Here is a 25,809-nt window from a genome sequence, read left to right on the forward strand (position 1 = left end):
TTATGCACTCCTGCGGCGGGTGATGACGAACTGCATGACCGAAACAACCACGATCAGTCCGAAAAAGATGTAGGAGATGGCTGCGGAATAGCCCAGCCGGTAGCCGGTGAACCCGGTTTCGAAGATGTACTGCACCACGGGCCTGGTGGATCCTGCCGGGCCGCCGGCGGTCATTTGGTACACCTGGTCAAAGATTTTCAGGGATGCCAGGATCTGGAGCAGCACGATCATCACAGTGGTGGGAGTGAGCTGCGGAAGTGTGATGGAGAAGAACTGGCGCCAGGCTCCGGCTCCATCCAGGGACGCTGCCTCGTAATGCTGGGCCGGAATGTTCTGCATCGCGGCCAGGTAGAGCAGGAAGTTGAAACCCACCGTCCACCACAGCGTAGCGATGACGATCGCCCACATGGCAACGTTGGGATCATTGAGCCAAGCAACCCTGGGCAGTCCGATGCCCGTGAGGAACTCGTTGATCAGGCCCAGCTGCGGGTTGTACATCCAGGTGAAGAAAAGGCTCACCACCGTTGATGCCAGCAGGTACGGGGCAAAATAGCTCAGGCGCCACAGCCACTGGGCCGGCAGCCCGACGTTAAGCAGCGCGGCCATCACCAGGGCAACCAGGACCAACGGAACAGTGCTGATCACCGTGAAGTACAGGGTGTTGCCCAGGGAATGCCACATGTCCGCATCCGCCAGGGCTTCTGCATAGTTGGCGAATCCGATCAGGCTGTCGTTGGCGCCGGTGAGGGACTTGCCCGTGAGGCTCATGTAGAAGCCGTAGAGGATGGGCCAAAAAAGGAAGACGAGGAAGAACACCAGGAATGGCGTAGCAAAGGCCCAACCACTCAGGTTGTTGTTGCTGCGGTTCAGTGATGTGCGCAGATTCCCCGGCCTGGGCCGGGACAGGGTAGAGGTACTCATGAAGGACTCCTTTGTCGCGCGGTGCCGTAGGGCCGGGCTAAACCGGGTTGGGGCGGGAGAGCAGGGTGTTGGTGCGTTGTTCAAAGGCATCCCAACCTGCAGCTGCCTTGTCCCTTCCCAGAAGTACGTTCTGCACGTTCTCCGCGAAGTAGGTCTGCCAATCCGAACCGGAGCCGCTGAACCAGGCCTCGGGGTCGTAGGCAATGATGTCCGCCGCGTTGGCGTAGTGGATCTGCGGAGTGAGATCACGGTAGGCCTGTGACTGGACCACCGGCTGGTATCCGGGGATGTGCCCCGCTTCGGCCCAGGACAAAGATCCCTTGAGGACGTCGGTGACGAATTTGTAGACGTCCCTCCGTTTGTCCTCGTTGTGGTTCAACTGCCGCGGGAGGACGAACGAGTGCGAGTCCGCATAGGAGGCAGGGGTCCCGTAGAGGGTGGGAATGGTGGCCGCATCCACGGGAATGCCGGCTTTCTTCATGGTGGGGAGTTCCCAGACACCGCTGAACAGCATCCCCGAGCTGCCGCGGGCGAATTCCGCGATGCCCGTGCTGATGTCGCCCGCCTGCGCCGCGATGGTGTCGTCAAAGAGGGAGGCCATGAACTCCAGGGACTCGATGGCAGCATCCCGGTCAACCTTCATCGGCTGCCCGGGAGTCAGTTCCATGTCGGCGCCATGCTGCTTGTAGAGGGTGTAGAAGAGGCGCCACATCTGCGAACCACTGCCCAGGTAGCCAAAGGACAAGCCGTGGGCCTTGGTGACCTTCTGCATTTCCAGTGCCATGGCCTTGAACTCCTGCGGGGAGCTGACTTCCCCCAGCTGTCCGTTGCTTCCCAGGACGCCGGCTTTGGCTGCAACATCCGTGTTGTAGAACATGATGAACGGGTGGGAATCCAGCGCAATGGAGAACACCTTGCCGTCTTGTTGGCTCTTCTCCCAGATCCTCGGCGCAAAATCCGCGGCAGTGACTCCGTTTTCCGCCAGCAGATCCAAGTCCCACGGCTCAATCAGTCCACCGGGTGCGTACCCGGGCACCCGGCTGGCGTGCATGATCGCCACCTCCGGCGGCCTGCCACCCGCTGAGGCCATGGCCAATTTGGTGTAATACGGCGGGCCCCAGGCGAGCACCGTGGGGTGCACCGTGAAACCGGGGTTGGCTTGGTTGGCGGCGTTGATCATGGCCTGCATCTTGATTCCATCACCACCTGAGAGCAGGTGCCAGAAGTCGATGTCCTGCACCGGAGCAGCCTGCGCCGCTCCCCCGCAGCCTGTGAGCGTAGCGGCCATGAGCCCGCCGCCAACAAGGGCTGATCCTGCCAATAGCTGTCTCCGGGATAACTGTTTCCCGGTCAAAGATTCAAAGTGCTTCACCCGTCACTCCTTTGGATGGGTCCGCTGAAAGGTCACATGCTGCGCTGCATCATTCCGGCTCCGGTGCGCCCCACACTCGGGTAAAAGGTGGCCCTGGGGTGACGCAGCTCTCACATTACAACGATGTAATCGATCGGGCAAGAGAAAATTGTTAGCGCACACAATTTAGGGGAGAGCTATCATTTCAGGACTTGCTGCTGTCCCGCTCCTCAATGGTGTAGCCGATCTCAACCAGCTTCTGCCCGTGGTTCCTGTCGGACATACGCTCCGTCAGCAAGCGGAGCGCCTGCGTGGCTATGGCCCGCTTGTCAAAGGACACGGTGGTCAGGGACGGCACGGCATAACGCCCATCATTCACGTCATCGAAGCCGGCCACGGCAATGTCATCCGGGACCCGCACGCCCCGCTTCCACAGCGTGTTCAAAGCGCCAAGTGCCATGGAGTCGGTGAAGCAGAAGAGGGCGTCGGGCAGGGGGTTGGCGTCCAGGTATTCCGCGAGGGACGCAGCGGCGGAGGCGGGCGTCCAACTGTCGCAGGAAATCATCAGCGACTCATCCTTGGGTATGCCCAGGATCTGCAGCGCAGCCTCGTAGCCGCCGGCCCGCTGGATGGCGGTCGCAGAATGCCGGCCCCGATTGACACCCAGGACAGCGATCCGCCGGCGTCCGGGCTTGGCCAGCGCCAATGTCATGTCCCGGGCAGCAGCAAAACTGTCTACGAACACCCGGTCCGCCAACTGCTGCGTCACCTCACCAAGCAGGACAACCGGCGGCAGTGCGACACCCATTTGCACGGCACTTTCCTTGAGCACCACGGGGTTGAGGATCAAGCCATCGATGAGGTTGGCCCGGGCGCGGGTCATCAATTCATGTTCCCGGTGGGGATCGGAACCGGTCTCTTCGATTTGCACGCTGAAGCCTTGTGCGTGGGCAACCTCCACGATGCTTTGGGTAAGCTCTGCCGAGAACGGGGTGGCAAGGTCAGGCAAGGCCAAGCCGATCACTCCGGAGCGCCCATTACGGAGGCCCCGCGCCGAAAGATTGGGAACATAGTCCAGCTCGGCCATGGCCTGCTCCACCCTGAGGCGCGTGGGGGCAGCTACGGGTACAACGCCGTTCATGACGTTGGAGACAGTTTTGGGTGAAACCCCGGCGCGGCGCGCCACGTCTTTGACCGTTGCGCGCACGATCCACCCCTTACTTGTTGCCTGTTTTCACGATGCTACGCGAATTTTTACCCCACCTTACGCAGCCCTGCAGGGATGTGGATGTCCCCTCTCAAGCCGACTTGCTGACAGATCGCGGTAAAGTGTCTATATGCCCAGGATCACGGCCCCCACCAACGCTGCCCAACGCGCCGAGACCCAGCGCCGGATTCTCACCGCCTTTGGGGAACTCCTCTTCACCCACGGCCTCCCTGGACTGACCATGACGGACGTGGCCCGGCACGCCGGGGTGGGGCGGACGGCCGTCTACAACTACTACGCGGACATGGAACAGCTCCTGATCGCCTACGCGCTGGATGAGACCGAGCGCTTCATTGTCGACCTGCGGGACTCGCTGGCCGCGCTGGAAAACCCTGTGGACCGGCTCGCCCTGTACGTCCGGGCGCAGGTTGAGGACCTCAGCCGCCGGCATCTGCCGCCGGGTCCTGCCATGGCCGCTGTCCTCTCGCCCGGTTCCTTCGCCAAGCTCGCAGATCACGTGGGTGACCTCAACGTCCTTCTCCAGGACATCCTCCGGGACGGCGTCCAACAGGGCTACCTCCCGGACATTGATGTCGCCCAGCTGGCGCGTCTGATCCACGGAACGCTTTCGGCCAGCGCCGCACGACGCAACCGAACGCCCGACGGCGACACTTCCGCACCGGCCCCGGCCCCCGACGTCGAGCTGCTCGCCGCGCTGGAAGCACACACCGAACAGACGGTTCGCTTCATCCAGCTGGGAGCCGGAGCGCGCTTTGACGAGGCCGGCAACCCGGTGCGGCTCGACCGGCCGATCCTCAACGTCCTTGCCGGACAGGCAGCTACTGCCCTGCCGGCAGGGTAGGCACCACAGGCCACTTGGATTTGTCAGCAATCCGCAGGTCCTCACGCGGGCACAGGAGCTTGCCGGGAGTCTGGTCCACCAGCTGCGGTTCCACCAGTCCCTCATAGCCGGGTGTGAGGATCACGTCCACGGAGCCGTCTTCACGATTGTCCTGGAAGTAGTCCGTTCCAGCCAGGTTCCGCTGGACGTTAAAGGCCGCCGCCTGCCCCTTGACTCCGGAGACAACCACACCCACACCCGAGTACGCGGTGTCGCTGTTGGCCACGGAGCCCACCTTGAAGCCGCGGGCGGTGAATTCGGCGGCAACCGTGCCCGCCAGCCCACCCCGCGAGGTGGCGTTGAAGACGTTCAGGTTCACGGTTTCGTTCGGCACGTAGTCGAATGTGGTGGTCGGGCACAGGCTGCTGGGGGCTTTGCTGGCGACAGCCGTGGGTACCTTGATGACGCCGTTCATGATCGCCCAGGCCCCCACCGCGCCGGCCGCAATGATTCCGACCAGCAGGACCAACACAATGCCGTGGAACAGCCGGCGGCCGAAGCTGCCCCGGCGAACCGTGGGATCATCTGCGAACGTTGCCCGCAGTTCCGATCCGGTCACCACGTGGTGGCCGTGCAGTTGCGTCACATCCTTGGGACGCTTAGGTTTTTTTGGCCGCTGGGTGTCCTGCTCCGTGGCGGCCGGCCTAGCCATCGATCACCAATACGCGGGCGTGGATGGCCGTCCTTTGGTGGAGCGCCGTACGGACCGCCCTGTGCAGGCCATCCTCGAGGTACATGACCCCCTGGTATTGGACGACGTGCGGGAACAGATCGCCAAAGAACGTGGAATCCTCTGCCAACAACGCCTCCAGGTCCAGGGTCCGTTTGGTGGTCACCAGGTCATCCAGGCGCACCGGGCGCGGAGGCAGGGCAGCCCAATCGCGCGGCGCGGAATATCCATGGTCAGGGTACGGGCGTCCCTCGCCCACAGCTTTGAAGATCACCCTGCAAGCCTATGGAAGTTACCGCGCTAACGGAACTTGTGACCCCCGGCACAGGCAGGTTGTGGCCAAAAGGTGACTATCCTTCGTGGGACGTCACAGCTGTGAGGGTTCCCGCAGGGACTGACAGAATAGGGGCATGACTCAACCGCTCCAAGGGACTGACCGGACCGCCGCCCAAGCCACCCCTCGCCTGGCGCTGCTCCTGGACGTTGACGGCCCCATTGCCAGCCCCGTGACGCGCGACGTCAAGCCTGACATCATCGCCGACCTGGTGGCCCTTGCCTCGGCAGGAATCCCCGTCATCTTCAACACGGGCCGCTCGGACGCGTTCATCAGTGAACAGGTCATGAAACCCATGATTGCCGCCGGGATGCCGGCACACACCGTGATCCACGCCATTTGCGAGAAGGGCGCCGTGTGGTTCAGCTACACGGCGAACGGCCCCGGGACCATCCACGTGGACCACGAGCTCACCGTGCCCAAAGCCTACGGTGACGATATCCGCAGGCTCGTTGCCGAGGACTATTCCGCCCACATGTTCTTCGACGAAACCAAGCGGGCCATGGTTTCCGTGGAACAGCACCTGGAAGTATCCAACGAGGACTACCTGGCGGAACAGAAACTCTTCGACGCCGATGCCCTGGACATCATGGGACGCCATGGCCTGAGCGCCGCGATTTTGGACCACCACGCCCCGGAATCCGACGACGCTGTGGACTACCGCCTGGACCCCACCATCATCTCCACTGACATTGAATCGGTGCGGCTGGGCAAGGACCTGGGAGCGAGCCGCGCCGTCGAACTGCTGGCAGCCCAAGGCATCACTCCCCTGTCATGGCGCACCGTGGGCGATTCCCGCACGGACTATGCCATGGCAGACTGGCTTCACCACAACGATCACGACGTAAAACACGTGGATGTCCGCCCCGCAGACGGCGTACCGGTGAAGCCCTACACCATCCTGACGGCCGCCGACCTTGAACTGGCGGACGACGTGATCCACGACGACGCCGGCGGCGCTTTCCTCCGCAGCTGGCGCGAAGCACTTTCCATCTAGCTCCACCCAAACGATTCCGGAGAACAGCCATCACACAAGCACAGGTCGATCCGATCTACCACGGCAGCCCTTCCATTGAAGAAGACACGATCGCCGAGGCGGTCTCGCCTGCCGTCGTCGCGCACCTGAAACACAGGTCCGACGTCGTCCGTCACCGCGGGCGGTACGCCCTGGTCAACAGCGACCTCACCCCGCAACAGGCCATGGTGTCCGACCTCCTGGCCGTACGGGCTGCCCTGGACGCAGCAGGCATCGACTTCATCCTGGTGCGCGGCAACGACGAACGGCCTGTCATCGCCGTCGATTGGGAGTCCCGCAAGGTGGTCCGGGAGGCGCTGGTTGCGGCGTTCCGCAATGAGCCGTTCTATTCCATGACCGTGGACGCCAAGAAAAAGACCTCGGTGCTGGTGGCCGATGGCGAGTTGACCACCAACAGGAAATCCCGCATCTTCCGGTTGTACCGGCCCCGGGTCGAGACCGGCGGCGGCCTCTGGTACGGTCCCGCATTGGGTGTGCAGCTTGAGCTGTGGAGGTTCGAAGGCGACCACCTGGAGCTTCCGGTGGAGAACTCCCTGACCCGCCGGACCATGCTGCGGCAGGACGCCGTGCGGGGTACCGTCCAACGGCACGGCCTGACTTGGCCCACCATCGAAAACATGTTCGCGGACCACGCCAGCGACATCGCCTTCGACATCGACATCGTCTTTTCCTGGGTTGACGGCAGCGACCCGGAGTACATTGCCCGGCGTCGCGCCCTGCAGGCCGACGCCGTACTCGGGGAGGGCGATGACAGTGAGGCCCGCTTCCGCCAGATCAACGAACTGAAGTACGCGCTGCGCTCTGTGCACATGTTCGCGCCGTGGATCAGACGGATCTTCATCGCCACTGATTCGCCCACCCCGTCGTGGCTGGCAGATCACCCGGCGGTGACGGTGGTGCGCAGCGAGGAGTTCTTCGCCGACCCTTCAGTCCTTCCCACCCACAATTCGCAGGCCGTGGAGTGCCAGCTCCACCACATCGAGGGTTTGTCCGAGCATTTCCTGTACTCCAACGACGACATGTTCTTTGGCCGCCCCGTGGGTCCGGACATGTTCTTCACTCCTGGCGGCATCACCAAGTTCATCGAAGCGGACACCCGCATTGGCCTGGGCGAGAACGATGCCGAGCGGAGCGGTTTCGAGAACGCAGCCCGCGTTAACCGCAAACTGCTCTGGGAGCGCTTCGGCCGGATCACCACCCGGCACCTGGAGCACACAGCCGCCCCGCTGCGCCGCAGCGTCGTGGCCCGGATGGAAAAAGAGTTCCCTGCGGAATTCGCCAAGACCGCCGGCAGCCGCTTCCGTGCCGCGGACAACATCTCCGTGACCAACTCGTTCTACCACTACTACGCCCTGCTCACGGGCCGCGCTGTGACGCAAACCAATGCCAAGGTCAGGTACGTGGACACCACCATGTGGGCGGGACTTCACTACCTGCCCAAGCTGTTGGCGAAGCGCCACATGGACTTCTTCTGCCTGAACGACGGCAGCTTCCCGGAGGTCGCGGCAGAGGAACGTGCGGAACTCGTGACCGATTTCCTGGAAAAGTACTTCCCGGTCAAGGCACCCTGGGAGAAATAAGCGGCAGCGACGAGGTCAGCGTCCCAGGGGAAGTGTGCGCCCCTACCCGGGACTCGTGCGGGATGCGGATGCCGGCTTCGGCCAGCCTCCGCTGAACCTCTGCAGCATCCACGGGTTCGCCAACGGTCACTCCCCCGGACATCGGAACCACTGAGTGGACAATCGTGTGCTCGTAAACGTGGATCATGTTGTACGACTGCGCTCCATCGCGGCCACGCTGCCCACCGGCACGCACTCCCAGGTCCTGGGTGTAACAAGTGGCCGAGGCGACTGACACCGGGATGCCGGCGAAGCCCGCCGTCGTGGAGTAGTGCAGGTGGCCACCCAGGATGGTGCGAACGTCCGAATTGCGGACGACGGCGGCCAGTGCGGCTTGGCCGCGCAGCTCCACCAACACCGCAAGGTCCTGGACGCAGGGAACCGGGGGGTGGTGCAGGGCCAGGATGGTGCCGTCCGGGGCGGGAGTGGCCAGTTCGGCAGCCAGCCACTCAAGCTGGGCCTCGGACAGCTCGCCGTAGTGATGGCCGGGCACTGTGGTGTCCAAGGTGATGATGCGGAGACCGTTCACGAAGTAGCTGCGGTCGACCGGGTCCTGGGGTTTGCTGGTCTCGGACGCGTCCTCAAAGGCAGCACGGAAGTTCGCCCGGTTATCGTGGTTGCCCATGGCCCAGATGGCCTTGGCCCCGAGCGCGTCGCAGACGGGTTCAATCATTTCGCGGAGCCGCTCGTAAGCGTGGAGCTCGCCCTTGTCCGCCAGGTCTCCGGTGAAAATGATGGCCTCAGGCCGGATCCTGGACGCGATGATCTGATCGCAGATTTCCTGGAGCCTGGCTGCACTGTCCACGGAACCGTGGAGCGTGTTTGGACCACCCACCAGGTGAAGATCACTCAGGTGCAAAAGCACATGACCTGGTTTGGGATATTCAGCCTCGATGAGCTCCATAGCTTGCCTTAGCGTTCAGTGGGAGGCGGCGCCTCCCGTGTCAATCCAGTAGGGCCAATCCAACCAGACAACAAGCCAACATCTGGCTAATTTCCGGCGGAATGTTGGAAAATTACTTTCCCTCCCTTCCGAATTGATGGCTTACGCCAACGCTTCTTCCACTGCTTTCATCAGGTCTTCGGAGTCGGGCTCCACTGCGGATGGGAATCGCGCCACGAGTTGTCCGTCGCGGTTGATGACGAACTTCTCGAAGTTCCACTTCACTTTGACGGGCTCGCCGTCGGCGCCGCGGGTCAGTTCGGTGAAGAGGGGGTGCTGTTCCTTGCCCAGCACGTTTGCCTTGCTGGTCAAGGGGAAGGAGACGCCAAAGTTACGCTCGCAGAACTCCGCGATTTCGTGGTCCGCGCCCGGTTCCTGGCCGCCGAACTGGTTGCACGGCACGCCCAGGATCTCCAGGCCTTGATCCCGGTACTTGCCGTACAACTCCTCCAGGCCCGCGTACTGCCGCGTGAAGCCGCATTCCGAAGCGACGTTGACCACCAACACCGCCTTCCCCTCGAAGCGGCCGAAGTCAGCGTCGGAGCCGTCGTTGAAGGTGAGGGGAATGCTGTACAGGCTGGTCATGGGATTCGCTTCCTGACGTCGTCGGCCGGCTGGATCGCCGCCATCGAGCTTACGGGAGCTTGCCGTGCGGCGAAACCTAGGGCGTTGGGATGACCAGCGTGGACAACGGCACGATCACACCATCCGGACGCTGGACCTTGTCCGTACCGATCAGGATGTATCCGGGCGGAAGGACCACCGCCGGGAGCGTCGTCGGAAGTACGGCTGCCGGCGACGGCACCGGCGCGACGGGAGCAGCTGGTGCCGGTGCAGGCGCCACTGGAGCAGCAGCGGGCGGCGTGGCCGCTGGTGCGTGCACCGCCGGAGGTACGACGACGGCCGGTGCCGGTGCGACGGGGACCGTCACCGTCGGCGCCACAGGAGTCGTGGACGGCGCAGTTGTTGTCGACGTCGGTATGGGCGCGGGCGTGATGGTCGGCGTCGGAGTCGGAGTCGGCGTGACGGTGGGCGTCGGAGTCGGCGTGACCGTGGGCGTCGGCGTGACCGTCGGCGTCGGAGTCGGCGTGACGGTGGGTGTCGGTGTGGGCGTCGCCGTTACGGACGGTGCCGGGGTCTGCGTGGCTGGCGGGTTGCTGGTGCCTGGGGCCCTGGGCGTTGCAGGCGTCGAGGAAACCGGTGGAACCACGACTGGCAATGCCACAGGCTCTTCGTGTTCGCCGCCAACGACTGCACGGTTGGTTCCATCGGCCACGGGTACGGCCCACTGCGGGGTGGCCGTGGTGCCCGTTCCAACGCCTGGCTCGTAGCTCACCATGGTGATGGGCTGCAACGGATCAACCTGCTTGATGGGCAAGTAGATCCAGCCGTTCGGATTGGTGTGCAGTCCGTTGACGATCGTCTCGAAGTGGAGGTGGCAGCCTGTGGACCAACCCGTGGTGCCCACCTGGGCTATGACTTCGCCCACCCGCACAGATTGGCCCTTGGTGACGCCGATCGCCTGCAGGTGGTTGTAGGTGGTCACCAGGCCGTTGCCGTGCTCGATTTCCACACGGTTGCCGCCGCCCCAAATGTGCCACCCAACCGCCCGGACGATACCGGCGTCGGCGGCGTAGACCCGGGTGCCGCATGCTGCAGCGTAGTCCTGGCCCCAGTGGAACTCACCGGGGAGGCCGGTCAAGGGGCTGTAGCGGTAGCCGTAGGGCGAGCTCGGATTGAGGACCTCCAGAGGCGCGTACAAGCTCCCAGCGGGCGGGCGTGGCATACCCGCTGAGGCGACTGTCAGGCCAGTGGATCCATCCTTGCTGACGGTCCTGACCACAGCCCGGTCGAAGTGGACCATAGGCGTTCCGGCTTGTTGTGCCGGGGGCTCGGGGGTGGGATCAATGACCGTGGTCTCGGCCTCCGGGGCCACCAAGGTGCCCAACGCGGTCGGTTCAACAACGCCTTGCGCCAGGGAACCACCGATGCTGCCGGCGGGCACTGAGGTGAGTGGCTGGAAGCCAAATGCGATGAACGCCAGAATGGCGAGGCTTCCAGCGATCAGGACGCGGTGGAAACCTATGGCACGGATCAGTTTAACTGCCCGGTTTGAATCATGATGCTTGCCCACAAAACACTCCCCAAAGCCAGCGTCACCAAACCCCAGCCTGGCGTGCAAGCACCATTGTTGCGGGAATCACAACAGAAATAAAGGCTTCGCGGGCCCTTGCCAAGGAAAGGTTCCATCAGTTTTGGCTCAAGATGTCTTGAGCTTTACCTCAGGCAGTCGTAGCCCGTGCAATCGGGGGCTCCGAGCCCTGTACGGTGGACGCTAATCAGGCGAATTATTTCATGCCTCGCAAGAGAGCGCCTCGATAGCACTGGGATGTCACCATGGATGATCCACAGCGGACCGCACGCATCCTTTTAGAGAAGAATGCCGTGACCCTCTACCGATTGTGGGCCGGATACTGGGGTCGGGGAGGAAACGCCACCGCTTTCGAGTTCGACGCCTACGTGCACGAAGCACTGGTGGCGTCCCCTGTCGATCTCCGGCTGATGGCCTCGGCCGTAGATGGCCTTTACGAAGGAAAGCCCTGATTCGGACCTAGTATCGGACTAGCTGACGAGTCTGCGTACGTTCTCCATGATGGTTTCGCGGCGCCGTTTGAGGCTCGGAAGCTTGGACCGTGCCATCTCGGGAGTGAGCGTGTGCCAGGTCATGGCCAAGGCCCGCACGCTTGCCAGCAGCTCGATGGGTGTGAGATCAGAGCGAAGGTTGCCGGCTTTCTGGGCGCTTTGGATCCGGGAAAGCTTTTCCTGGTGTGAGGCCACCAAGGTTTCAAGGCCCGCCGGCAAGTCGCTCCATAGGCCCGGACACCGCGTATTTCCCGGACGTCCTGCTTCCGCTGATCGTGCTCGGAATCGGCCAAGGAACAGCAATCATCCTGCTGACCGAGTTTGGCATGTCAGGCGTCGCGCCAGCGGATAACGGTGCCGCCTCCGGACTGGTCAACACGGCACATCAACTGGGCGGGTCCATCGGCTTGGCACTATTGACGGTGGTGTTCGCAGGCTCCGGCGGAACAGCCCAAGGGATGGCAGGAGCCGAGGCCTACGGAGCAGTCTTCGCCTCGGCCACGTGGTTTTACGCCCTGGCCGTCCCCTGCGCTGCACTGATCTACCTCGCCCAACGCAGGGCGGCGGGAAACGCGTCAGCTTCCCGACCCTGACCCAACGGGCAGAGACGGCAGCTCGGTGAGTGACCCGTCATGGTCCAGGCTCAGCACCAGGTCCAGGTCGAGACGGGCCAGGAACCCGTCGTCGTGGCTGACCAGGATGACGGCACCGCGGTAGGCATTCAACGCTTCCACGAGTTGGTCCACACTCTGTATGTCGAGGTTGTTTGTTGGCTCATCGAGAATCAGTACATGTGGCGGCGGATCGGCAAAGAGAAGCTTGGCCAAGGAAACCCTGAACCGTTCTCCACCGGAGAGAGTCCCAACGGGACGGTAGACGCTATCGCCCCGCAACAAGAACCGGGCCAACTGGTTGCGGATTTCCCCGACAGGGACACTTGGCGCGGCCGCCTGAACATTTTCCAAAGTTGTCGCGGCCTCGTCCAGGCCATCGAGCCGCTGCCGCAGATACCCGGACCGCCCGGTCAGGAGCTGACCACCAGCGGTGCCGGATTCGACGTCGTCATCATCGTCTGTCAACGGTTCCCCGCTGACCAGGCGTTCGAGCAAGGTGGTTTTTCCCACCCCGTTGGCGCCGATGATGGCCACCCGTTCCGGCCCTTCCACCACAAAGGCACGATTGGTTCCCCGCAGCTCGGCGATCCGCCGGCTGCGGGGAACGTCCGGATCCGGAAGGTTCACGCTGATCCGTTCGTCTTCCCTGATTTTGGAGGAAGCCACATCCAGCGCAGCCTGGGCAGCGTCCACCTTGTCATCCGATCCTGATCGCAGCTTGCCCGCTGACACCTGCGCATCGGAGGCCCGCTGATTCATAAGGATCTTGGAGCCCTTCTTGTTGTCATAGCTGGTTTGACCGGTGCGGACACGCTGCGCCAGCTTCATTTCAGCTTCCTGGCGCTGGCGCTTCTCAGTCTTCACTGCCTGCTTGGCAGCTTGGGCAGCCTGAACCGCTGCGGCCTGCCGCTCATCCATATACGACCGCCAAGCACTGTACGGACCTCCAAACACTTCGAGTTCGCCACCATGCAGGTCCGCCGTGTTGTCCATTAGCTCCAGCAGTGCCAGGTCGTGGCTGACCACCACCAGCGTCCCCGGCCACGTGGAGAGGAGGGCGGACAGTTTGATTCGCGCCTGCCTGTCCAGGTTGTTCGTTGGCTCGTCCATGAGAGTGATTGCTGTCCCCTGAAGCCGGAGCCCTGTGATGGCAACAAGCATCGCTTCGCCTCCCGAAATTTCGCCTACGTTCCGCTCCAGGTCCGCCCCCGTAAAGCCGATGTGGCGCAAGGATTTGTCCGCCCTGGCTTCGATATCCCAGTCATCGCCCACCGCATCGAAGTTCTCCACCGAAACGTCGCCGGCTTCGATGGCCCGCAGTGCTTTCAACTTCTGGCCGATACCCAGCAGGTCTGCCACCGTTGAGTCGGTCGCGAGGGTGAGTGTCTGCGGAAGGTACCCGACATCACCGTTGGTCGTAATACTGCCGCTCGTAGGGGCAAGGCTCCCGGCTATGAGGCGCAGCAAGGTTGATTTTCCGGCACCGTTGGATCCCACAAGGCCTGTGCGGCCCGCTCCGAATGTTCCGGAGATCCCGGCAAGGGCGACGGTACCGTCGGGCCACTGAAGGCGCACGTCGGTCAGGGTGATGGACGGGTTTTTTGTTGTAGACATGATGCTCCGAAGGCTCCAGTGGTTTCAGCGAATGCGCTGCAACCACTGGCCGGCATGGGCATCAGGGCAAGGTCAGCGCACGGTTGGCGTCGTGAAACCTGTAATGCCCGTCAAAACATCGGCCTAACACTGGGGAATAGAGGGTTACAGTCTCGCAAAAGCCCCCAATGAAGGCAACTTGCCGCCAATGGCCTTCTGGCGGTGGAGGGACCAGGGGCTGACGCCGTCCCACACCGCCCTGCATTGCCCCCCCCCCCCCGCGAAGAAGCCCTCCAGCCGGTTTCAGCCCAGGTTTTCCTTCAACAGCGCCCGGTGCTCCACCGCGGCGGAGGTGTGCAGGGTACGGCCGGCTTCAGTGAGTTCCAGGAACAACGAGCGGCGGTCGTCGGCGCAGGTCTGGCGCGTAACGAGGCCGGCTTTTTCCAACCGGTCCACCACCTTGGAGACCGCACTTTGGGTCATGGGCGTCCGCTCCCCCAGCGACTTCATCCGGCACGAAGACTCTTCGCTGTCGGCTACGAGATCGAGGATTTCGAACTCATTCAGGCCGATATCGAATTTGGCTTCCAGGGCACGGTCGATCGCCGCTGCGGTACGGAAGTAGGAGTCCTGGATGCTTCGCCACTGCTCAACAAGTTGGCGGTCACGCGTCGTTGCCATGTCCTGATTCTAGTTCATGACGCAGTTAGAATCCACGTCATAATATTCCTTGTCATTGAATGACGCGTCATATAGATTGTTGCTCATGACATCACCCACCACCCTCAAAAAGCCTGCCGAGCCCCTGGCTGCAGCCGTCCGCTGGACGCGGGCACAGTGGCTGCTCCTGATGGTCGTTTGCACCGTCCTGGCCCTGGACGGGCTGGACGTCTCCATGGTCGGCGTTGCTTTGCCCTCCATCGGACATGAACTCAACCTCGGGACCGACTCCCTGCAATGGATCGTTTCCGCATACGTCCTTGGCTACGGGAGCCTTCTGCTCCTCGGCGGCCGACTCGCGGACCTGTTGGGCCGCCGTCGAATCTTCCTCATTGCCCTGACCGTGTTCGCGGCAGCGTCGCTCCTTGGCGGATTGGTTGACGATCCCGCCATCCTGATCGCCACCCGGTTCGTCAAGGGCCTCGCTGCCGCCTTCACCGCACCCACGGGCTTCTCCATCATCACCACCAACTTCGCGGAGGGACGCGAGCGCAACAAGGCGCTGTCCATCTTCACCACCTTCGGTGCCAGTGGCTTCTCGCTGGGCCTGGTGGTTGGCGGTCTGATGACCAGCCTGAGCTGGCGCTGGACGTTCCTGGTCTCGGTGCCGATCGCCGTGATCGTGGTCCTGCTGGGCATGAAGTTCATTCCCAAGGACAAGCCGTCGGTGGAAGACAGCGGGCACGATATCTGGGGTGCCGTGACGCTCGCCCTGGGCATGCTCGGCCTCGTCTACACCTTGGTTTCAGCACCTGAACAGGGCTGGGGATCTGTGGCAACAATCGCCGGGTTCGCGGTTTCTGCCGCCGTGCTGGTGGCCTTCGCCATCATCGAGCGCAAGGTCAAGCACCCGCTGATCCGCTTCGGTATCCTCAAGGAAGGTTGGGTGGCCCGGGCAAACCTGAGCGCAGTTGGGCTGTTCGGTTCCTACCTGAGCTTCCAGTTCATCGTCACCATGTTCCTGCAGTCCGTGCTGGGTTGGACGCCGCTGGGGATGGCACTCGCTTTGCTGCCCGCGGGGTTGCTGGTGGCCACCAGCGCACCGTTCGCGGACCGTCTCATCGAAAAGTTCGGGGCCACGCAACTCATCCTCACCGGGCTGACGGCCCTCGGCTTGGGCTATGTCCTGTTCCTGCGGGTGGGTACCACGCCCAATTATGCGCTGGACATCCTTCCGTCGGTGGTCCTGCTGGGCATCGGCTTTGCGCTGGCTTTCCCGTCCATCAATGTCCAGGCCACTGCCGGCATCCGCGACTCCGAGCAAGGGCTTGCAGCCGGTCTGATCCAGACCAGCACCCAGGTCGGCGCCGCGTTGGTACTGGCCGTCACCACAGCCTTGGTGAGCGGCCACGGACACGCGTCGGGTACCGTCAGCGCCCAGGCCATGCTGGAACAATACCGTCCGGGACTGATCCTGAGTGCCGCCGTCGCCATCGCCGCTTTGCTGGTGGCAGCAGCGCCTTCCCGGCGCCGGGTCGCCTCCTGACCGCTGCGCTTTTGCACAAAAAGTGCCCCTATACACGGGGGTCATTCCGAGGTCGAATGGACCATGAGGAATTACCTCACCGAGTACAGGCACGAACTCCAGCGCACGTTCACAGGGACGTCGGGGACGCCGCCTGAGTGGGTACCGCGTCTGGCGGAAGGGCACGACGCCGGATATCACCTGCCGGGGTCGGCAGTCTGGTCGGTTCACGGTCACGTGGCAACGATCGTCGCCGGGATCAGGGTCCTGCTGATGCAGGCCCTGCATCCCGGCGCGCTGGCCGGGGTGTACGAGCACTCCGGGTTCCAGAAGGATCCGCTCGGCCGCCTGGCGAACACCATCAGGTGGATCTTCACGGTGACCTACGGATCAACTGAGGACGCCCAGGCCGCCACCACGCGGGTCCGGAAAATCCATGAGCGCGTCCGCGGGACGTACGTTGACGGCAAAGGAATCCAGCGCGACTACGCGGCCAACGATCCCGAACTCCTCCGCTGGGTACACATCACCTACGCTGACTCCTTCATAACCGCCAACCGCATCTGGGGCCGACCCATCCCCGGCGGAGCCGACGCTTACGTCCGCGAGTGGGCTACAGCCGGCAGGCTCATGGGAGTGGAGGATCCGCCACTGACCGAAGCCGAGGTCCGTGAAGAACTGGAGCAGTGGTACGCCTCAGGAATCCTGCGGGCCGACGAACGCCTGGCCGAGACAGTGTGGTTCATTCGCCATCCGCCACTAAGCCCCATGCTCCGTCCTGGCTACCGCATCCTGTTCGCCGCCGCCGTCGCAAGCCTCGAACCCCGCTATCAGGACATGCTGGGGCTCCGGCCGCCCAGGTTTGGCCCCATCCCCTTGCCCGTCATCACCTCGGCTAGGGCTGTGCTGGGCATGGTTCGCCTGGCCCTCGGATCCCACGGGCCCAGCGAACAAGCAGCCCTGAGACGGTTGCAGAGGCTTGGTTACGCGGACGCTTGAGGAGCCCTTCGCCGAGGGGTGAGCTCTCGCCCCTTCGAGGGTGCCCATAACGCCGAAAGCCAACCCCTCGACGCAACCTCACTTGTGATGAGGTGCGCCCAGGGGTTGGCTTTCGGGACTTAGGGGCTTGCTTTCCGCCGAGAACTCACTCCTCGGTGGAGGTCCCTAGATCAACGCGTCCGACAGGTGGTTCGGGGTGCCGAAGCGGTGCGCCGTGATGGACACCGCCTGCTCGCGAAGGAACGGCAGCATCTCGATCCGGCCAGCCTGGGTTACGGCCCCGTGGTAGACGGCGACATCCGGACGGCCACCCATTGCCGCGCTCAGCGCGGCGAAGTCGCCACCGATCAAGCGGATGCGGCCGGCGTCGAACTTTGCCGCACGGGCCAGCCACGCGGCGTCGTCCTCAACCCGGACGCTGACGCCCAGGTTCGCGAACACGGTCACCACTGCGTCGGGAAGTACGACGGCGGAGCTCACCGTGAGCTTCGAGCCCGCCACTGCACCGGCTGCTACGACGCGGAGCAGCTCCGCGAGTCGCTCACCTTCGGAGAGGCGGATCGTCACAGGGAGGGAGCGGTAGCGGAAGACGTTGCGCTCAGCGGTCAGCGCGGAAACGTCCTTGCGTGTGCCGAACTCAGATTCCCAGGCGGCGGCGTCGCTGAAGAGTGCCTGCTGGAGGGTCTGGAGTTCCTCGGCCGTAACGTCAGCGGACTTGGCAGCGGCAAGGATCTGCGAGGCTGCGCCCTGAAGGACGGTGCCGCGCTTGGCCTTTGCTTCGGCAGGGAGCCAACTGCCCAGACCGATCAGGTAGTTCGGTCCCCCGGCCTTGGTTCCGGCGCCGACGGCCGACTTCTTCCAGCCACCGAACGGCTGGCGCTGCACGATCGCACCGGTGATGCCGCGGTTGACGTACAGGTTGCCGGCCTGGATGGTGTCCAGCCAGACGCCCATCTCGGCGGAGTCCAGGGAGTGCAGGCCGGCGGTGAGGCCGTACTCGATCTCGTTCTGGATGGCGATCGCTTCTTCAAGGGTTTCAGCGGTCATGACACCCAGCACCGGGCCGAAGAACTCGGTCAGGTGGAAGTAGGAGCCGCGCTTGACGCCGGAACGGATGCCCGGGGACCACAAACGGCCGGTCTCGTCGAGGCGCTCGGGCTTGATGGCCCAGGTTTCACCGTCGCCCAGGGTGGTGAGGGCGTTCAGGAGCTTGCCGTAGGCCGGCTCGATGATCGGCCCCATCTGTGTGGTGGCTTTGTCCGGGTATCCCACGGTCAGCGAGCGGGCTGCGTCGATCAGCTGGTTGTGGAAGCGGGCGCTCTTCGCCACCGAGCCCACCAGGATCACCAGTGAAGCGGCGGAGCATTTCTGTCCGGCGTGGCCGAACGCCGAGTACACGACGTCCTTGGCTGCCAGGTCCAGGTCCGCACTCGGGGTGACAATGATGGCGTTCTTGCCGGACGTCTCCGCCAGCAACGGCAGGTCCTGGCGGAAGGAACGGAACAATTCAGCCGTTTCGTAGCCACCGGTAAGGATCACGCGGTCAACGCTGGGGTGCGAGACAAGCTGGGTGCCAAGCTCACGCTCTTCGAGCTGGACGAGCGCCAGCACTTCACGCGGCACGCCTGCTTCCCACAGGGCGTCCACCATGACGGAACCGGAGCGGCGGGCCTGCTTTGCAGGCTTAATCACGACGGCGGAGCCTGAGGCGAGCGCTGCGAGCGTCGAGCCTGCGGGGATCGCCACCGGGAAGTTCCACGGCGGGGTCACCACGGTGAGGTTCGCTGGGACGAAGGTGGCGCCGTCGACCGTTTCCAGGTCCTTGGCGCGCTCGGCGTAGTAGTGCGCGAAGTCGATTGCTTCGCTAACCTCGGAGTCGCCCTGGTCGATGGTCTTGCCGGTCTCGGAAGCCATGACCTCCAGGAGTTCAGCGCGGCGGGCCTCGAGGACTTCACCGGCGCGGTGCAGGATGGCGGCGCGCTCGACGGCGGGACGGGCACCCCAGGCCTTGCCGTGGTCCACGGCGGTGGCGATGATGCGGTCCAGTTCGGCTGCGTCGGAAACCTTGGTGGACTCCACGATCTTGTTGCCGGCGGTGGAACCGGGGATGCGCTTGAGAATGTCGCGGCCCCACGCACGGTTGGCCGGGAGTGCCGGGTCCGTGTCAGGGGTGTTGCGGAATCCCTCAGTGGGTGCGGGTTCGGCCGGGAGACAGCGGTCCTGCTTGCGGTTGGGGCCCGGGACCTCGTCCTTCATGTTGGCCAAGGAGTTCAGGAAGCGCTGCTGCTCGCGCTTGAACAATGCTTCGTTCTCGCTGAGTTCGAAGACTGCGGACATGAAGTTTTCCTGGCTGGCGCCCTCTTCCAGGCGGCGGATCAGGTAAGCGATGGCGACGTCGAACTCGCCCGGGTGGACCACCGGTGTGTAGAGCAAGAGGCTGCCGACATCCTTACGGACCGCAGTGGCCTGGCCGGTTGCCATGCCCAGGAGCATTTCGAATTCGATGGCTTTTGGTCCCTGCTCAGCGATGCCGCGCTGCTTGGCGAGCAGCCAGGCAAAGGCGACGTCGAACAGGTTGTGTCCAGCGATGCCAATGCGGACGGCGTCGATGTGCTCCGGGGTGAGGGCATAGTTGATGACGTTCTTGTAGCTGGTGTCCGAGTCCTGCTTGCTGCCCCAGGTAGCCAGCGGCCAGTCGTGCAGCGAGGCTTCCACCTGTTCCATGGGAAGGTTGGCGCCCTTGACGACGCGGACCTTGATGGGAGCTCCACCTTCGGCGCGACGGGCGGAGGCCCACTCCTGCAGTTCCTGCATGGCACCGAGCGCGTCAGGGAGGTAGGCCTGGAGGACGATTCCGGCTTCCAGGTTCTTGAACTCCGGCATGTCCAGGATGCGCTTGAACACCGCGATGGTCATGCTGAGGTCCTTGTATTCCTCCATGTCCAGGTTGATGAACTTGGGCTTGGGGAAGGACGCGGCGAGGCGGTAAAGCGGGGTGAGCTTCTCAACAACGTGGTCGACGGCTTCGTCGAAGGCCCATGGGGAGTGCGGGGCCACGGTGGAGGATTCCTTGATGGAAACGTAGTCCACGTCTTCGCGGGCAAGGAGTTTGAGGGTGCCTTCGAGGCGACGCTGGGCTTCGTGCTCGCCCAGGACGGCTTCGCCCAGAAGGTTCACGTTCAGGTGCACGCCGTCCTGGCGGATCTTGGCAATGGCCGGGCCCAGCTTGGCATCGGTGGCGTCGACGATGAGGTGTCCCACCATTTCGCGGAGCACGCGACGGGCAATGGGAATAACCACCTGCGGGAGGATCGGAGCCATGACGCCACCCACCCGGACAGCGCTGCGCATGTACCAGGGAAGGAACTTGGGGACCTTGGGGGCCAGTTCAGCGAGTTTGCGGCCGGCGACGGATAGATCCTCGGGGCGGATGACGCCGTCGACGAATCCGACAGTGAACTCCAAGCCGTTCGGGTCCTTCAGGACGCCGGCGAGGCGCTGGGCGGAGACGTCCACGGGGATCTTGCTGGCTTCGGTCAACCAGTGGCGGACCAAGGCGATGGCTTCGTGGGCCAACGCGTCGAACTGCCCTGAATCCTGGGTGCGGGGGGCAGTGGCATCCGGGAGGGTGCTGGTCATGGGAGCTCCTTCTGGGGCGGAGAAGTTTGTTTGTTTCCATCAGTATGGATCTACAATCACGTTAGGAAAAGCGATCTTTTCCGACGAATATTGGTTATCCAACCCGATCATTTGGAGGCAGAGTTGCTGGATGTCCGCAGGCTCCGCTTGCTGCACGAATTGAAGATCCGCGGGACGCTCGCCGAGGTGGCCGATGCGATGCAATACAGCCCTTCATCGGTGTCGCAGCAACTGACCCTCCTGGAGAAGGAGGCCGGGGTTGAACTGCTCCGTAAAGCCGGGCGCCGGGTCCAGTTGACCCCGCAAGCGGAGATCCTCGTAGCCCACACCGCGGCACTCCTGGAGACCTTGGAAAAGGCCGAAACGGATCTGGCAGCTTCACTGTCAATGGTGACGGGAACCGTCCGCCTGGCAGTCTTCCAATCCGCGGCCCTGGCCCTGCTTCCCGATTTCCTCACCATCATGCGGCAGGAGTACCCGGAGGTGCGCGTTGAAATGACCCAACGCGAACCCGAAACGGCCCTGTACGAAACCTGGGCGCGGGACTTCGACCTGGTGGTTGCCGAGCAGTACCCTGGCCATGCCGCTCCGCACCACAGCGGCCTGGACCGCGTCATCCTCACCAGCGATGCCATTCGGCTTGCCACTCCCCCGGTGGGACTGGGCGGCGAAGCCGTCTCCACCCTGGCCGACACTGCCTCCATGCCCTGGGTCATGGAACCCCGCGGCGCAGCTTCCCGGCATTGGGCGGAGCAGGCCTGCCGTTCCGCGGGCTTCGAACCCGACGTCCGGTATGAAACGGCCGACCTCCAAGCGTAGATACGACTCATCGAATCCGGAAACGCGGTAGCGCTCATGCCCGACCTCGTCTGGACCGGACGCACCCGGACCGTTCAATTGCTGGACCTCCCGGGGCTGCCGAAGCGAACCGTGTTCACCTCCACCCGCACTGCCGGCCGGATCCACCCGGCGACGGCGGCCTGCCGCGAAGTTCTGGAGCGCGTGGCAGCGGCGCAACAACTGGACGCGGAACAGCAGGCGGATGCCGGGTAACTCCCGGATACGCAAAAGGCCCCAGTCCGAGGACTGGGGCCGAACGCGGAGAATGGGGGATTTGAACCCCCGAGGGCGTTAACCCAACACGCGTTCCAGGCGTGCGCCATAGGCCGCTAGGCGAATTCTCCTTGCTTCCGATTCGAAAGCAGATACTACTGTACCTGAGAATTTCGGCATCGCGTAATCGGCCCAAACCCGGGCTCTCGGAGGGGGTGGCAAAGAGGCGCTTAACGTAAAAATGGACGCCCCCAACGCGCCCATTCTTGCGGTACATCGTTGAGCCACCGGGTCCGGCCCCTCGCCCCCAGGCCCCGCAGCTCACAACCTTGAGATTGCCCCAATCGGTGTACATACCCATGGTCCGCCGCCAACCTCGGATTTGCAATGGTTGAGACCTGTTTGTAGCCGAAGTTGCTGACAAGATGTCTGCATGACGCAGCTTCATGCACTGGTGGTTTACGTACCTAAGACGCATATTGAGGAAGTTCTCCTGGCCATCGGTGATGCCGGCGCGGGACGGATCGGCGACTATTCACACTGTGCCTTCACTTCCCCAGGCACAGGCCGCTTCACACCGTTGCCCGGGGCGCGGCCGTTCATTGGCGAGGTATCGATTGAGCAGCAAGCGCCGGAAATCAGGGTGGAGTGCGTGGTGGAGGAGGAAATTCTCGACGGCGTTGTACTGGCTTTGCGGGCTTCTCACCCTTACGAGGAGCCCGCCTTCATGACGTGGCCGGTGAACGGCTGGCGGTAGATCCGCGCAGCCCAGCCACCCGCCGTCGAGCCGTATCCACAGCCGTCGATGGCCGATTCGAACCCCGCCCCGAGTTCGGGTAAGCTTGTCGACGGCCCCTCATGTGGCGTCATCCTGTTGAACTCCCCCAGGACCGGAAGGTAGCAAGGGTAGATGGGCTCTGGCGGGTGCATGAGGGGTCTCTTATTTAAATGTCAGTCCCTATAGGTAGGTTTCACTTGTGACTGTTACAACTGCCCTTTATCGACGGTACCGGCCCGACTCTTTCGCGGACGTTATCGGGCAGGAACACGTCACAGAGCCGCTGATGACGGCGCTCCGCAAGAACCGCGTGAACCACGCCTACCTCTTCTCCGGCCCCCGCGGCTGTGGCAAGACCACCTCAGCGCGCATCCTTGCCCGCTGCCTGAACTGCGCCGAGGGCCCCACTGACACGCCCTGCGGCAAATGCCCCAGCTGCATCGAACTGGCCCGTGGTGGATCCGGGTCGCTGGACGTCATTGAGATTGACGCCGCCAGCCACGGTGGCGTGGACGACGCCCGCGACCTCCGCGAGCGGGCAACCTTCGCCCCGGTCCGTGACCGCTACAAGATCTTCATCATTGACGAGGCCCACATGGTCACGTCCGCCGGCTTTAACGCCCTCCTGAAGATCGTCGAAGAGCCGCCGGAACACATCAAGTTCATCTTCGCCACCACCGAGCCGGACAAGGTCATCGGCACCATCCGCTCCCGCACGCACCACTACCCCTTCCGGCTGGTGCCCCCGGAGCCGCTCATGCAATACCTTGAGCTGCTCTGCCAGCAGGAGAACGTCCCCGTGGCTCCAGGGGTGCTATCCCTGGTGATCCGCGCTGGTGGCGGTTCGGTCCGTGACACCCTTTCCGTGCTGGACCAGCTCATGGCCGGCGCCGGGCCGAACGGCCTGGACTACGAGCTCGCTGTTGCCCTCCTCGGCTACACCCATGCCTCCCTGCTGGACGACATCGTGGATGCCATTGCCGCCGCCGACGCCGCCACTGTCTTCCGCGCCGTGGATCGCGTCATCCAGACGGGCCACGACCCCCGGCGTTTCGTCGAAGACCTTTTGGAACGCTTCCGCGACCTGATCATTGTTCAGGCGATGCCCGAGAGCGCCCAAGCCATCCTCCGCGGCATGCCCGCCGACCAGATCGCCCGTATGCGCAACCAGGCCACCAACCTTGGCGCAGCGGAGCTTTCCCGCGCGGCAGACGTCACCAACACCGCACTGACGGAAATGACCGGCGCAACTTCGCCACGCCTTCACCTTGAACTCCTGTGCGCTCGAATTCTCCTCCCCAGCTCGGAGCAGACCGAACGGGGTATCGCTGCGCGCATCGACCGCGTGGAACGTCGCCTGAACTACGCGGGCGACGCCGGAACGCCGGCTGTTGCTGCTGCCCCGACTGCCACCGTGGCTTCCGTGGAAGCAGCACCGAACGTTCCCGCACCAGTGGTTGCTGCTCCGGAGCCCACCCGGCCGGAACCGACCCCTGTGCAGGAACCTGCAGCGCCGGTGGCCTCCCAACCATCGGTTCCTGCAACTCCTGAGCCGGCCGTCGCCGCAGTCAACCGCGACCCCATCACGGCGCCACGGGTTTCCACCAACGATTGGCCTGTGGAGGAACGGTCGACTGCCGGTCGCACACCGCAGGCTGTCGACCGGCAGTCTCCCGCACCACAAGCGACGCCCCAGGCACAGCCCGTGGCCCCTCTCGCGCAACAAGCACCCACGCCTGCGCCGCAGTCCGCTGCTCCCGGGCAGGCCGCTCCGGCACAGGCTGCGCCAGCTCCCGCCCAAGCCCCGGCGCCACAATCGGCACCGGCTCCGTCGGGGGCTGGTGACGTAGAAGCTCTTCGCCGCGCCTGGCCGGACGTCCTCCAGACGTTGACCAAGATCAAGCGCAGCACCTGGGCGCTGGTGGAGCCCAACGCCCAGGTGGCCCAGTTCGACGGCCAACTGCTCACTTTGGCGTTCACTACCGGCGGTTTGGCCGGCGCCTTCGGACGCGCAGACCACTCCGAAAACCTTCGCCAGGCAATCCACAAGACCCTGGGCATTGATTGCCAGATCGTCGCGGTGGCCGGCGGCAACAGTTCAGCGAGCTCTGAGCCAAACCCAAAAGCGCCTACTAGCCGGGAGACCCCGGCGCCGGCAGGCGGTGCAGCAGCAAGTGTTGCGCCGGCGCCCGACGCAACAGCACCAGCGGGAGCCTCTCCAGCCGCGGTCTCAGCGGTCGACTCTGCCTGGGGTCTTGCGCCGGCCGATACTCCCGCGTCGGAGGCATCCCCAAGTGCCCCGTCGCCGGAACCCGTACGCACGCCAACGAGCCCGGCTACACCGGCGCCGGCTGGATCCGTGGTGCCCGCAGTACCGCAGCCGGCCGAACCCGCACCGCAGCCCTCAACGCAGGGAACGGCTCAGACCAGCTCCACCTCGGCCGGCGACTACTCCTACCCGGATGACGATTGGGGCCCGCCCCTCGACGAGGATGCGCCTCCACTGGATGAGGAGCCCCCTGCGGACTGGGAGCCGCCGTCCGGATACGGCCGTCCTGGCGCACGTACAGGCACAGCACCGTCCCCGGTTGCAGCAGCAACTTCGGATGGAAAACCGTCCCCGCCCAAGCCTTCACCAGCCACGGTACCCAGCACTCCGGGGGCGCCCTCCGGCACCTCCGAGGACCCGTGGTCCAGGGCAGTAGAGAAGGCGCCGGGAACATGGGTAGTAGGCACGGAGTCGAACGTGGGCAGGCAGCCGCAAGCCCCGGAAGAGACCGCTGCCGCCGCAGTGGACACCCCTGACTACGAGCCCGCCGCGGCCCAGGTTCCCGAAGCCGCAGCTGGAACGTACGGCCACCCAACCGGCCCGGACGCTCCCGCAGGGTCGAGCTGGGACGTCGCTCCGGCGTCGAGCTGGCCCGCACCCCAGGCCACGGCAACGCAGGCCACCGGCAGCGCCCCCGCGACATGGCCTTCCTTGGCCGCGCAGCCGGTTGAAGCGCACGGTTCCGTTGCCACGCTCGAGGAGGGTCCGGCGTCGGGCAGTCCCAACGGTCGTCAAAGCCTGTACCAGCGACTGACCAACAGCCCTGAGGCACAGGCTGGTCGCGTCCAAGCGCCGGCCAGGACCCAGGCAGCCCCCACGGCGACTGCGGAGGACATCCCCAGCCCTGAGGACGAAACCATCGAGGAATCGAGGGTCTTTGGGCGGGCTGCGGTGGAGCGTATTCTGGGCGGAAAGCTGATCGAAGAGCGCGCCTTGGACGGTTCTCCCCTGCACAACCGCTGATTGCAGCATTGATTTCAACCAAATGAGGACA

Annotated in this window: 21 protein-coding genes, 1 tRNA gene, 1 other RNA gene and 1 pseudogene; 11 read left to right on the forward strand and 13 right to left on the reverse strand. The window is 64.0% G+C overall.

Going from position 1 to position 25,809, the window contains the following annotated elements; genetic code table 11:
• From ABHM97_RS10960 to ABHM97_RS10970, 3 genes are all read right to left on the reverse strand, one after another.
• On the reverse strand, window positions 1-921 hold the full coding sequence (locus ABHM97_RS10960) for a carbohydrate ABC transporter permease (protein WP_349470685.1): 921 nt from the start codon (window positions 919-921) through the stop codon (window positions 1-3).
• A 37-nt stretch (window positions 922-958) separates the two neighbouring features.
• The gene (locus tag ABHM97_RS10965; RefSeq protein ID WP_284985303.1) at window positions 959-2,293 is read right to left on the reverse strand and encodes an extracellular solute-binding protein; all 1,335 of its coding nucleotides are present in this window, start codon (window positions 2,291-2,293) and stop codon (window positions 959-961) included.
• Window positions 2,294-2,477: 184 nt separating this feature from the next.
• Window positions 2,478-3,479, reverse strand: a complete 1,002-nt coding sequence (locus ABHM97_RS10970) for a LacI family DNA-binding transcriptional regulator (RefSeq protein WP_235519792.1) — start codon at window positions 3,477-3,479, stop codon at window positions 2,478-2,480.
• Between the two features lie 130 nt (window positions 3,480-3,609).
• Between ABHM97_RS10970 and ABHM97_RS10975 the strand changes: the two genes are divergently transcribed.
• On the forward strand, window positions 3,610-4,341 hold the full coding sequence (locus ABHM97_RS10975) for a TetR/AcrR family transcriptional regulator (protein WP_235519788.1): 732 nt from the start codon (window positions 3,610-3,612) through the stop codon (window positions 4,339-4,341).
• Here the strand turns inward: ABHM97_RS10975 and ABHM97_RS10980 are convergent.
• Window positions 4,319-4,966 (reverse strand): LytR C-terminal domain-containing protein, encoded by a 648-nt coding sequence (locus ABHM97_RS10980; protein ID WP_349470686.1) that lies wholly within the window; start codon window positions 4,964-4,966, stop codon window positions 4,319-4,321. The two genes, ABHM97_RS10975 and ABHM97_RS10980, sit on opposite strands and share 23 nt — an antisense overlap.
• 58 nt (window positions 4,967-5,024) lie before the next feature.
• Entirely contained in the window at window positions 5,025-5,324 is a 300-nt protein-coding gene (locus tag ABHM97_RS10985) for a type II toxin-antitoxin system VapB family antitoxin (RefSeq protein WP_018778077.1), read from the reverse strand.
• Window positions 5,325-5,460: 136 nt separating this feature from the next.
• On the opposite strand from ABHM97_RS10985, the gene ABHM97_RS10990 reads away from it, so the two are divergent.
• Window positions 5,461-6,381, forward strand: a complete 921-nt coding sequence (locus tag ABHM97_RS10990; protein ID WP_349470687.1) for a Cof-type HAD-IIB family hydrolase — start codon at window positions 5,461-5,463, stop codon at window positions 6,379-6,381.
• Between the two features lie 29 nt (window positions 6,382-6,410).
• Window positions 6,411-8,000 carry a stealth family protein gene (locus ABHM97_RS10995; RefSeq protein WP_374111536.1) on the forward strand — a complete coding sequence of 530 codons (1,590 nt, stop codon included), beginning with the start codon at window positions 6,411-6,413 and terminating at the stop codon, window positions 7,998-8,000.
• Here ABHM97_RS10995 and ABHM97_RS11000 read toward each other — a convergent pair.
• The 3 genes from ABHM97_RS11000 to ABHM97_RS11010 all read right to left on the reverse strand — a co-directional run bounded on the left by ABHM97_RS11000 (window position 7,978) and on the right by ABHM97_RS11010 (window position 11,116).
• Window positions 7,978-8,943: a phosphodiesterase gene (locus tag ABHM97_RS11000; RefSeq protein WP_349470688.1), complete on the reverse strand. Its 966-nt coding sequence runs from the start codon at window positions 8,941-8,943 to the stop codon at window positions 7,978-7,980. The genes ABHM97_RS10995 and ABHM97_RS11000 overlap by 23 nt on opposite strands.
• Window positions 8,944-9,084: 141 nt before the next feature.
• A complete protein-coding gene (locus ABHM97_RS11005) occupies window positions 9,085-9,567 on the reverse strand; it encodes a glutathione peroxidase (protein ID WP_349470689.1) in 483 nt (160 codons plus the stop codon).
• 76 nt (window positions 9,568-9,643) lie between these two features.
• Window positions 9,644-11,116 (reverse strand): M23 family metallopeptidase, encoded by a 1,473-nt coding sequence (locus ABHM97_RS11010; protein ID WP_349470690.1) that lies wholly within the window; start codon window positions 11,114-11,116, stop codon window positions 9,644-9,646.
• 263 nt (window positions 11,117-11,379) lie between these two features.
• Here ABHM97_RS11010 and ABHM97_RS11015 point away from each other — a divergent pair, with 263 nt between their 5' ends.
• Window positions 11,380-11,586, forward strand: a complete 207-nt coding sequence (locus tag ABHM97_RS11015; RefSeq protein WP_284985299.1) for a hypothetical protein — start codon at window positions 11,380-11,382, stop codon at window positions 11,584-11,586.
• An 18-nt stretch (window positions 11,587-11,604) separates the two neighbouring features.
• Here ABHM97_RS11015 and ABHM97_RS11020 read toward each other — a convergent pair whose 3' ends face one another.
• Window positions 11,605-11,820, reverse strand: coding sequence for a hypothetical protein (locus tag ABHM97_RS11020; RefSeq protein ID WP_349470691.1), 216 nt, complete (start codon window positions 11,818-11,820; stop codon window positions 11,605-11,607).
• Here ABHM97_RS11020 and ABHM97_RS11025 point away from each other — a divergent pair.
• A complete protein-coding gene (locus tag ABHM97_RS11025; RefSeq protein WP_235519776.1) occupies window positions 11,811-12,218 on the forward strand; it encodes an MFS transporter in 408 nt (135 codons plus the stop codon). The genes ABHM97_RS11020 and ABHM97_RS11025 overlap by 10 nt on opposite strands.
• On the opposite strand, the gene ABHM97_RS11030 is transcribed toward ABHM97_RS11025, so the two are convergent.
• Together ABHM97_RS11030 and ABHM97_RS11035 are read right to left on the reverse strand one after the other, a co-directional pair.
• Window positions 12,201-13,853: an ABC-F family ATP-binding cassette domain-containing protein gene (locus tag ABHM97_RS11030; protein WP_235519775.1), complete on the reverse strand. Its 1,653-nt coding sequence runs from the start codon at window positions 13,851-13,853 to the stop codon at window positions 12,201-12,203. The genes ABHM97_RS11025 and ABHM97_RS11030 overlap by 18 nt on opposite strands.
• Before the next feature lie 282 nt (window positions 13,854-14,135).
• Window positions 14,136-14,513 (reverse strand): MarR family winged helix-turn-helix transcriptional regulator, encoded by a 378-nt coding sequence (locus tag ABHM97_RS11035; protein WP_235519774.1) that lies wholly within the window; start codon window positions 14,511-14,513, stop codon window positions 14,136-14,138.
• 85 nt (window positions 14,514-14,598) lie between these two features.
• On the opposite strand from ABHM97_RS11035, the gene ABHM97_RS11040 reads away from it, so the two are divergent.
• Window positions 14,599-16,038: an MFS transporter gene (locus ABHM97_RS11040; RefSeq protein WP_349470692.1), complete on the forward strand. Its 1,440-nt coding sequence runs from the start codon at window positions 14,599-14,601 to the stop codon at window positions 16,036-16,038.
• A 63-nt stretch (window positions 16,039-16,101) separates the two neighbouring features.
• On the forward strand, window positions 16,102-17,016 hold the full coding sequence (locus ABHM97_RS11045) for an oxygenase MpaB family protein (RefSeq protein WP_235519771.1): 915 nt from the start codon (window positions 16,102-16,104) through the stop codon (window positions 17,014-17,016).
• A gap of 165 nt (window positions 17,017-17,181) precedes the next feature.
• On the opposite strand, the gene ABHM97_RS11050 is transcribed toward ABHM97_RS11045, so the two are convergent.
• On the reverse strand, window positions 17,182-20,655 hold the full coding sequence (locus tag ABHM97_RS11050; RefSeq protein WP_349470693.1) for a bifunctional proline dehydrogenase/L-glutamate gamma-semialdehyde dehydrogenase: 3,474 nt from the start codon (window positions 20,653-20,655) through the stop codon (window positions 17,182-17,184).
• Between the two features lie 123 nt (window positions 20,656-20,778).
• Here ABHM97_RS11050 and ABHM97_RS11055 point away from each other — a divergent pair.
• Window positions 20,779-21,708 (forward strand): annotated as a pseudogene (locus ABHM97_RS11055) (LysR substrate-binding domain-containing protein).
• A gap of 46 nt (window positions 21,709-21,754) precedes the next feature.
• Here the strand turns inward: ABHM97_RS11055 and ABHM97_RS11060 are convergent.
• Window positions 21,755-21,839, reverse strand: a tRNA-Ser gene (locus ABHM97_RS11060).
• A 302-nt stretch (window positions 21,840-22,141) separates the two neighbouring features.
• Between ABHM97_RS11060 and ABHM97_RS11065 the strand changes: the two genes are divergently transcribed.
• From ABHM97_RS11065 to ABHM97_RS11075, 3 genes are all read left to right on the forward strand, one after another.
• Window positions 22,142-22,465, forward strand: coding sequence for a YqfO family protein (locus ABHM97_RS11065; RefSeq protein WP_349470694.1), 324 nt, complete (start codon window positions 22,142-22,144; stop codon window positions 22,463-22,465).
• A 90-nt stretch (window positions 22,466-22,555) separates the two neighbouring features.
• Window positions 22,556-22,652: signal recognition particle sRNA small type (gene ffs / locus ABHM97_RS11070), an RNA gene on the forward strand.
• Window positions 22,653-22,685: 33 nt separating this feature from the next.
• Window positions 22,686-25,778 carry a DNA polymerase III subunit gamma and tau gene (locus ABHM97_RS11075; RefSeq protein WP_349470695.1) on the forward strand — a complete coding sequence of 1,031 codons (3,093 nt, stop codon included), beginning with the start codon at window positions 22,686-22,688 and terminating at the stop codon, window positions 25,776-25,778.
• The last annotated feature ends 31 nt before the right edge of the window (window positions 25,779-25,809 follow it).

It is taken from the genome of Paenarthrobacter sp. CAP02, assembly GCF_040137855.1.
Taxonomy (GTDB): domain Bacteria; phylum Actinomycetota; class Actinomycetes; order Actinomycetales; family Micrococcaceae; genus Arthrobacter.

Coding starts and splice junctions, on each gene's coding strand:
- ABHM97_RS10975 (WP_235519788.1), top strand. CDS start 3,610: ATGCCCAGGATCACGGCCCCCACCAACGCTGCCCAACGCGCCGAGACC.
- ABHM97_RS11015 (WP_284985299.1), top strand. CDS start 11,380: ATGGATGATCCACAGCGGACCGCACGCATCCTTTTAGAGAAGAATGCC.
- ABHM97_RS11005 (WP_349470689.1), bottom strand. CDS start 9,567: ATGACCAGCCTGTACAGCATTCCCCTCACCTTCAACGACGGCTCCGAC.
- ABHM97_RS11050 (WP_349470693.1), bottom strand. CDS start 20,655: ATGACCAGCACCCTCCCGGATGCCACTGCCCCCCGCACCCAGGATTCA.
- ABHM97_RS11035 (WP_235519774.1), bottom strand. CDS start 14,513: ATGGCAACGACGCGTGACCGCCAACTTGTTGAGCAGTGGCGAAGCATC.
- ABHM97_RS11065 (WP_349470694.1), top strand. CDS start 22,142: ATGACGCAGCTTCATGCACTGGTGGTTTACGTACCTAAGACGCATATT.
- ABHM97_RS11030 (WP_235519775.1), bottom strand. CDS start 13,853: ATGTCTACAACAAAAAACCCGTCCATCACCCTGACCGACGTGCGCCTT.
- ABHM97_RS11000 (WP_349470688.1), bottom strand. CDS start 8,943: ATGGAGCTCATCGAGGCTGAATATCCCAAACCAGGTCATGTGCTTTTG.
- ABHM97_RS10990 (WP_349470687.1), top strand. CDS start 5,461: ATGACTCAACCGCTCCAAGGGACTGACCGGACCGCCGCCCAAGCCACC.
- ABHM97_RS11045 (WP_235519771.1), top strand. CDS start 16,102: ATGAGGAATTACCTCACCGAGTACAGGCACGAACTCCAGCGCACGTTC.
- ABHM97_RS11040 (WP_349470692.1), top strand. CDS start 14,599: ATGACATCACCCACCACCCTCAAAAAGCCTGCCGAGCCCCTGGCTGCA.
- ABHM97_RS10960 (WP_349470685.1), bottom strand. CDS start 921: ATGAGTACCTCTACCCTGTCCCGGCCCAGGCCGGGGAATCTGCGCACA.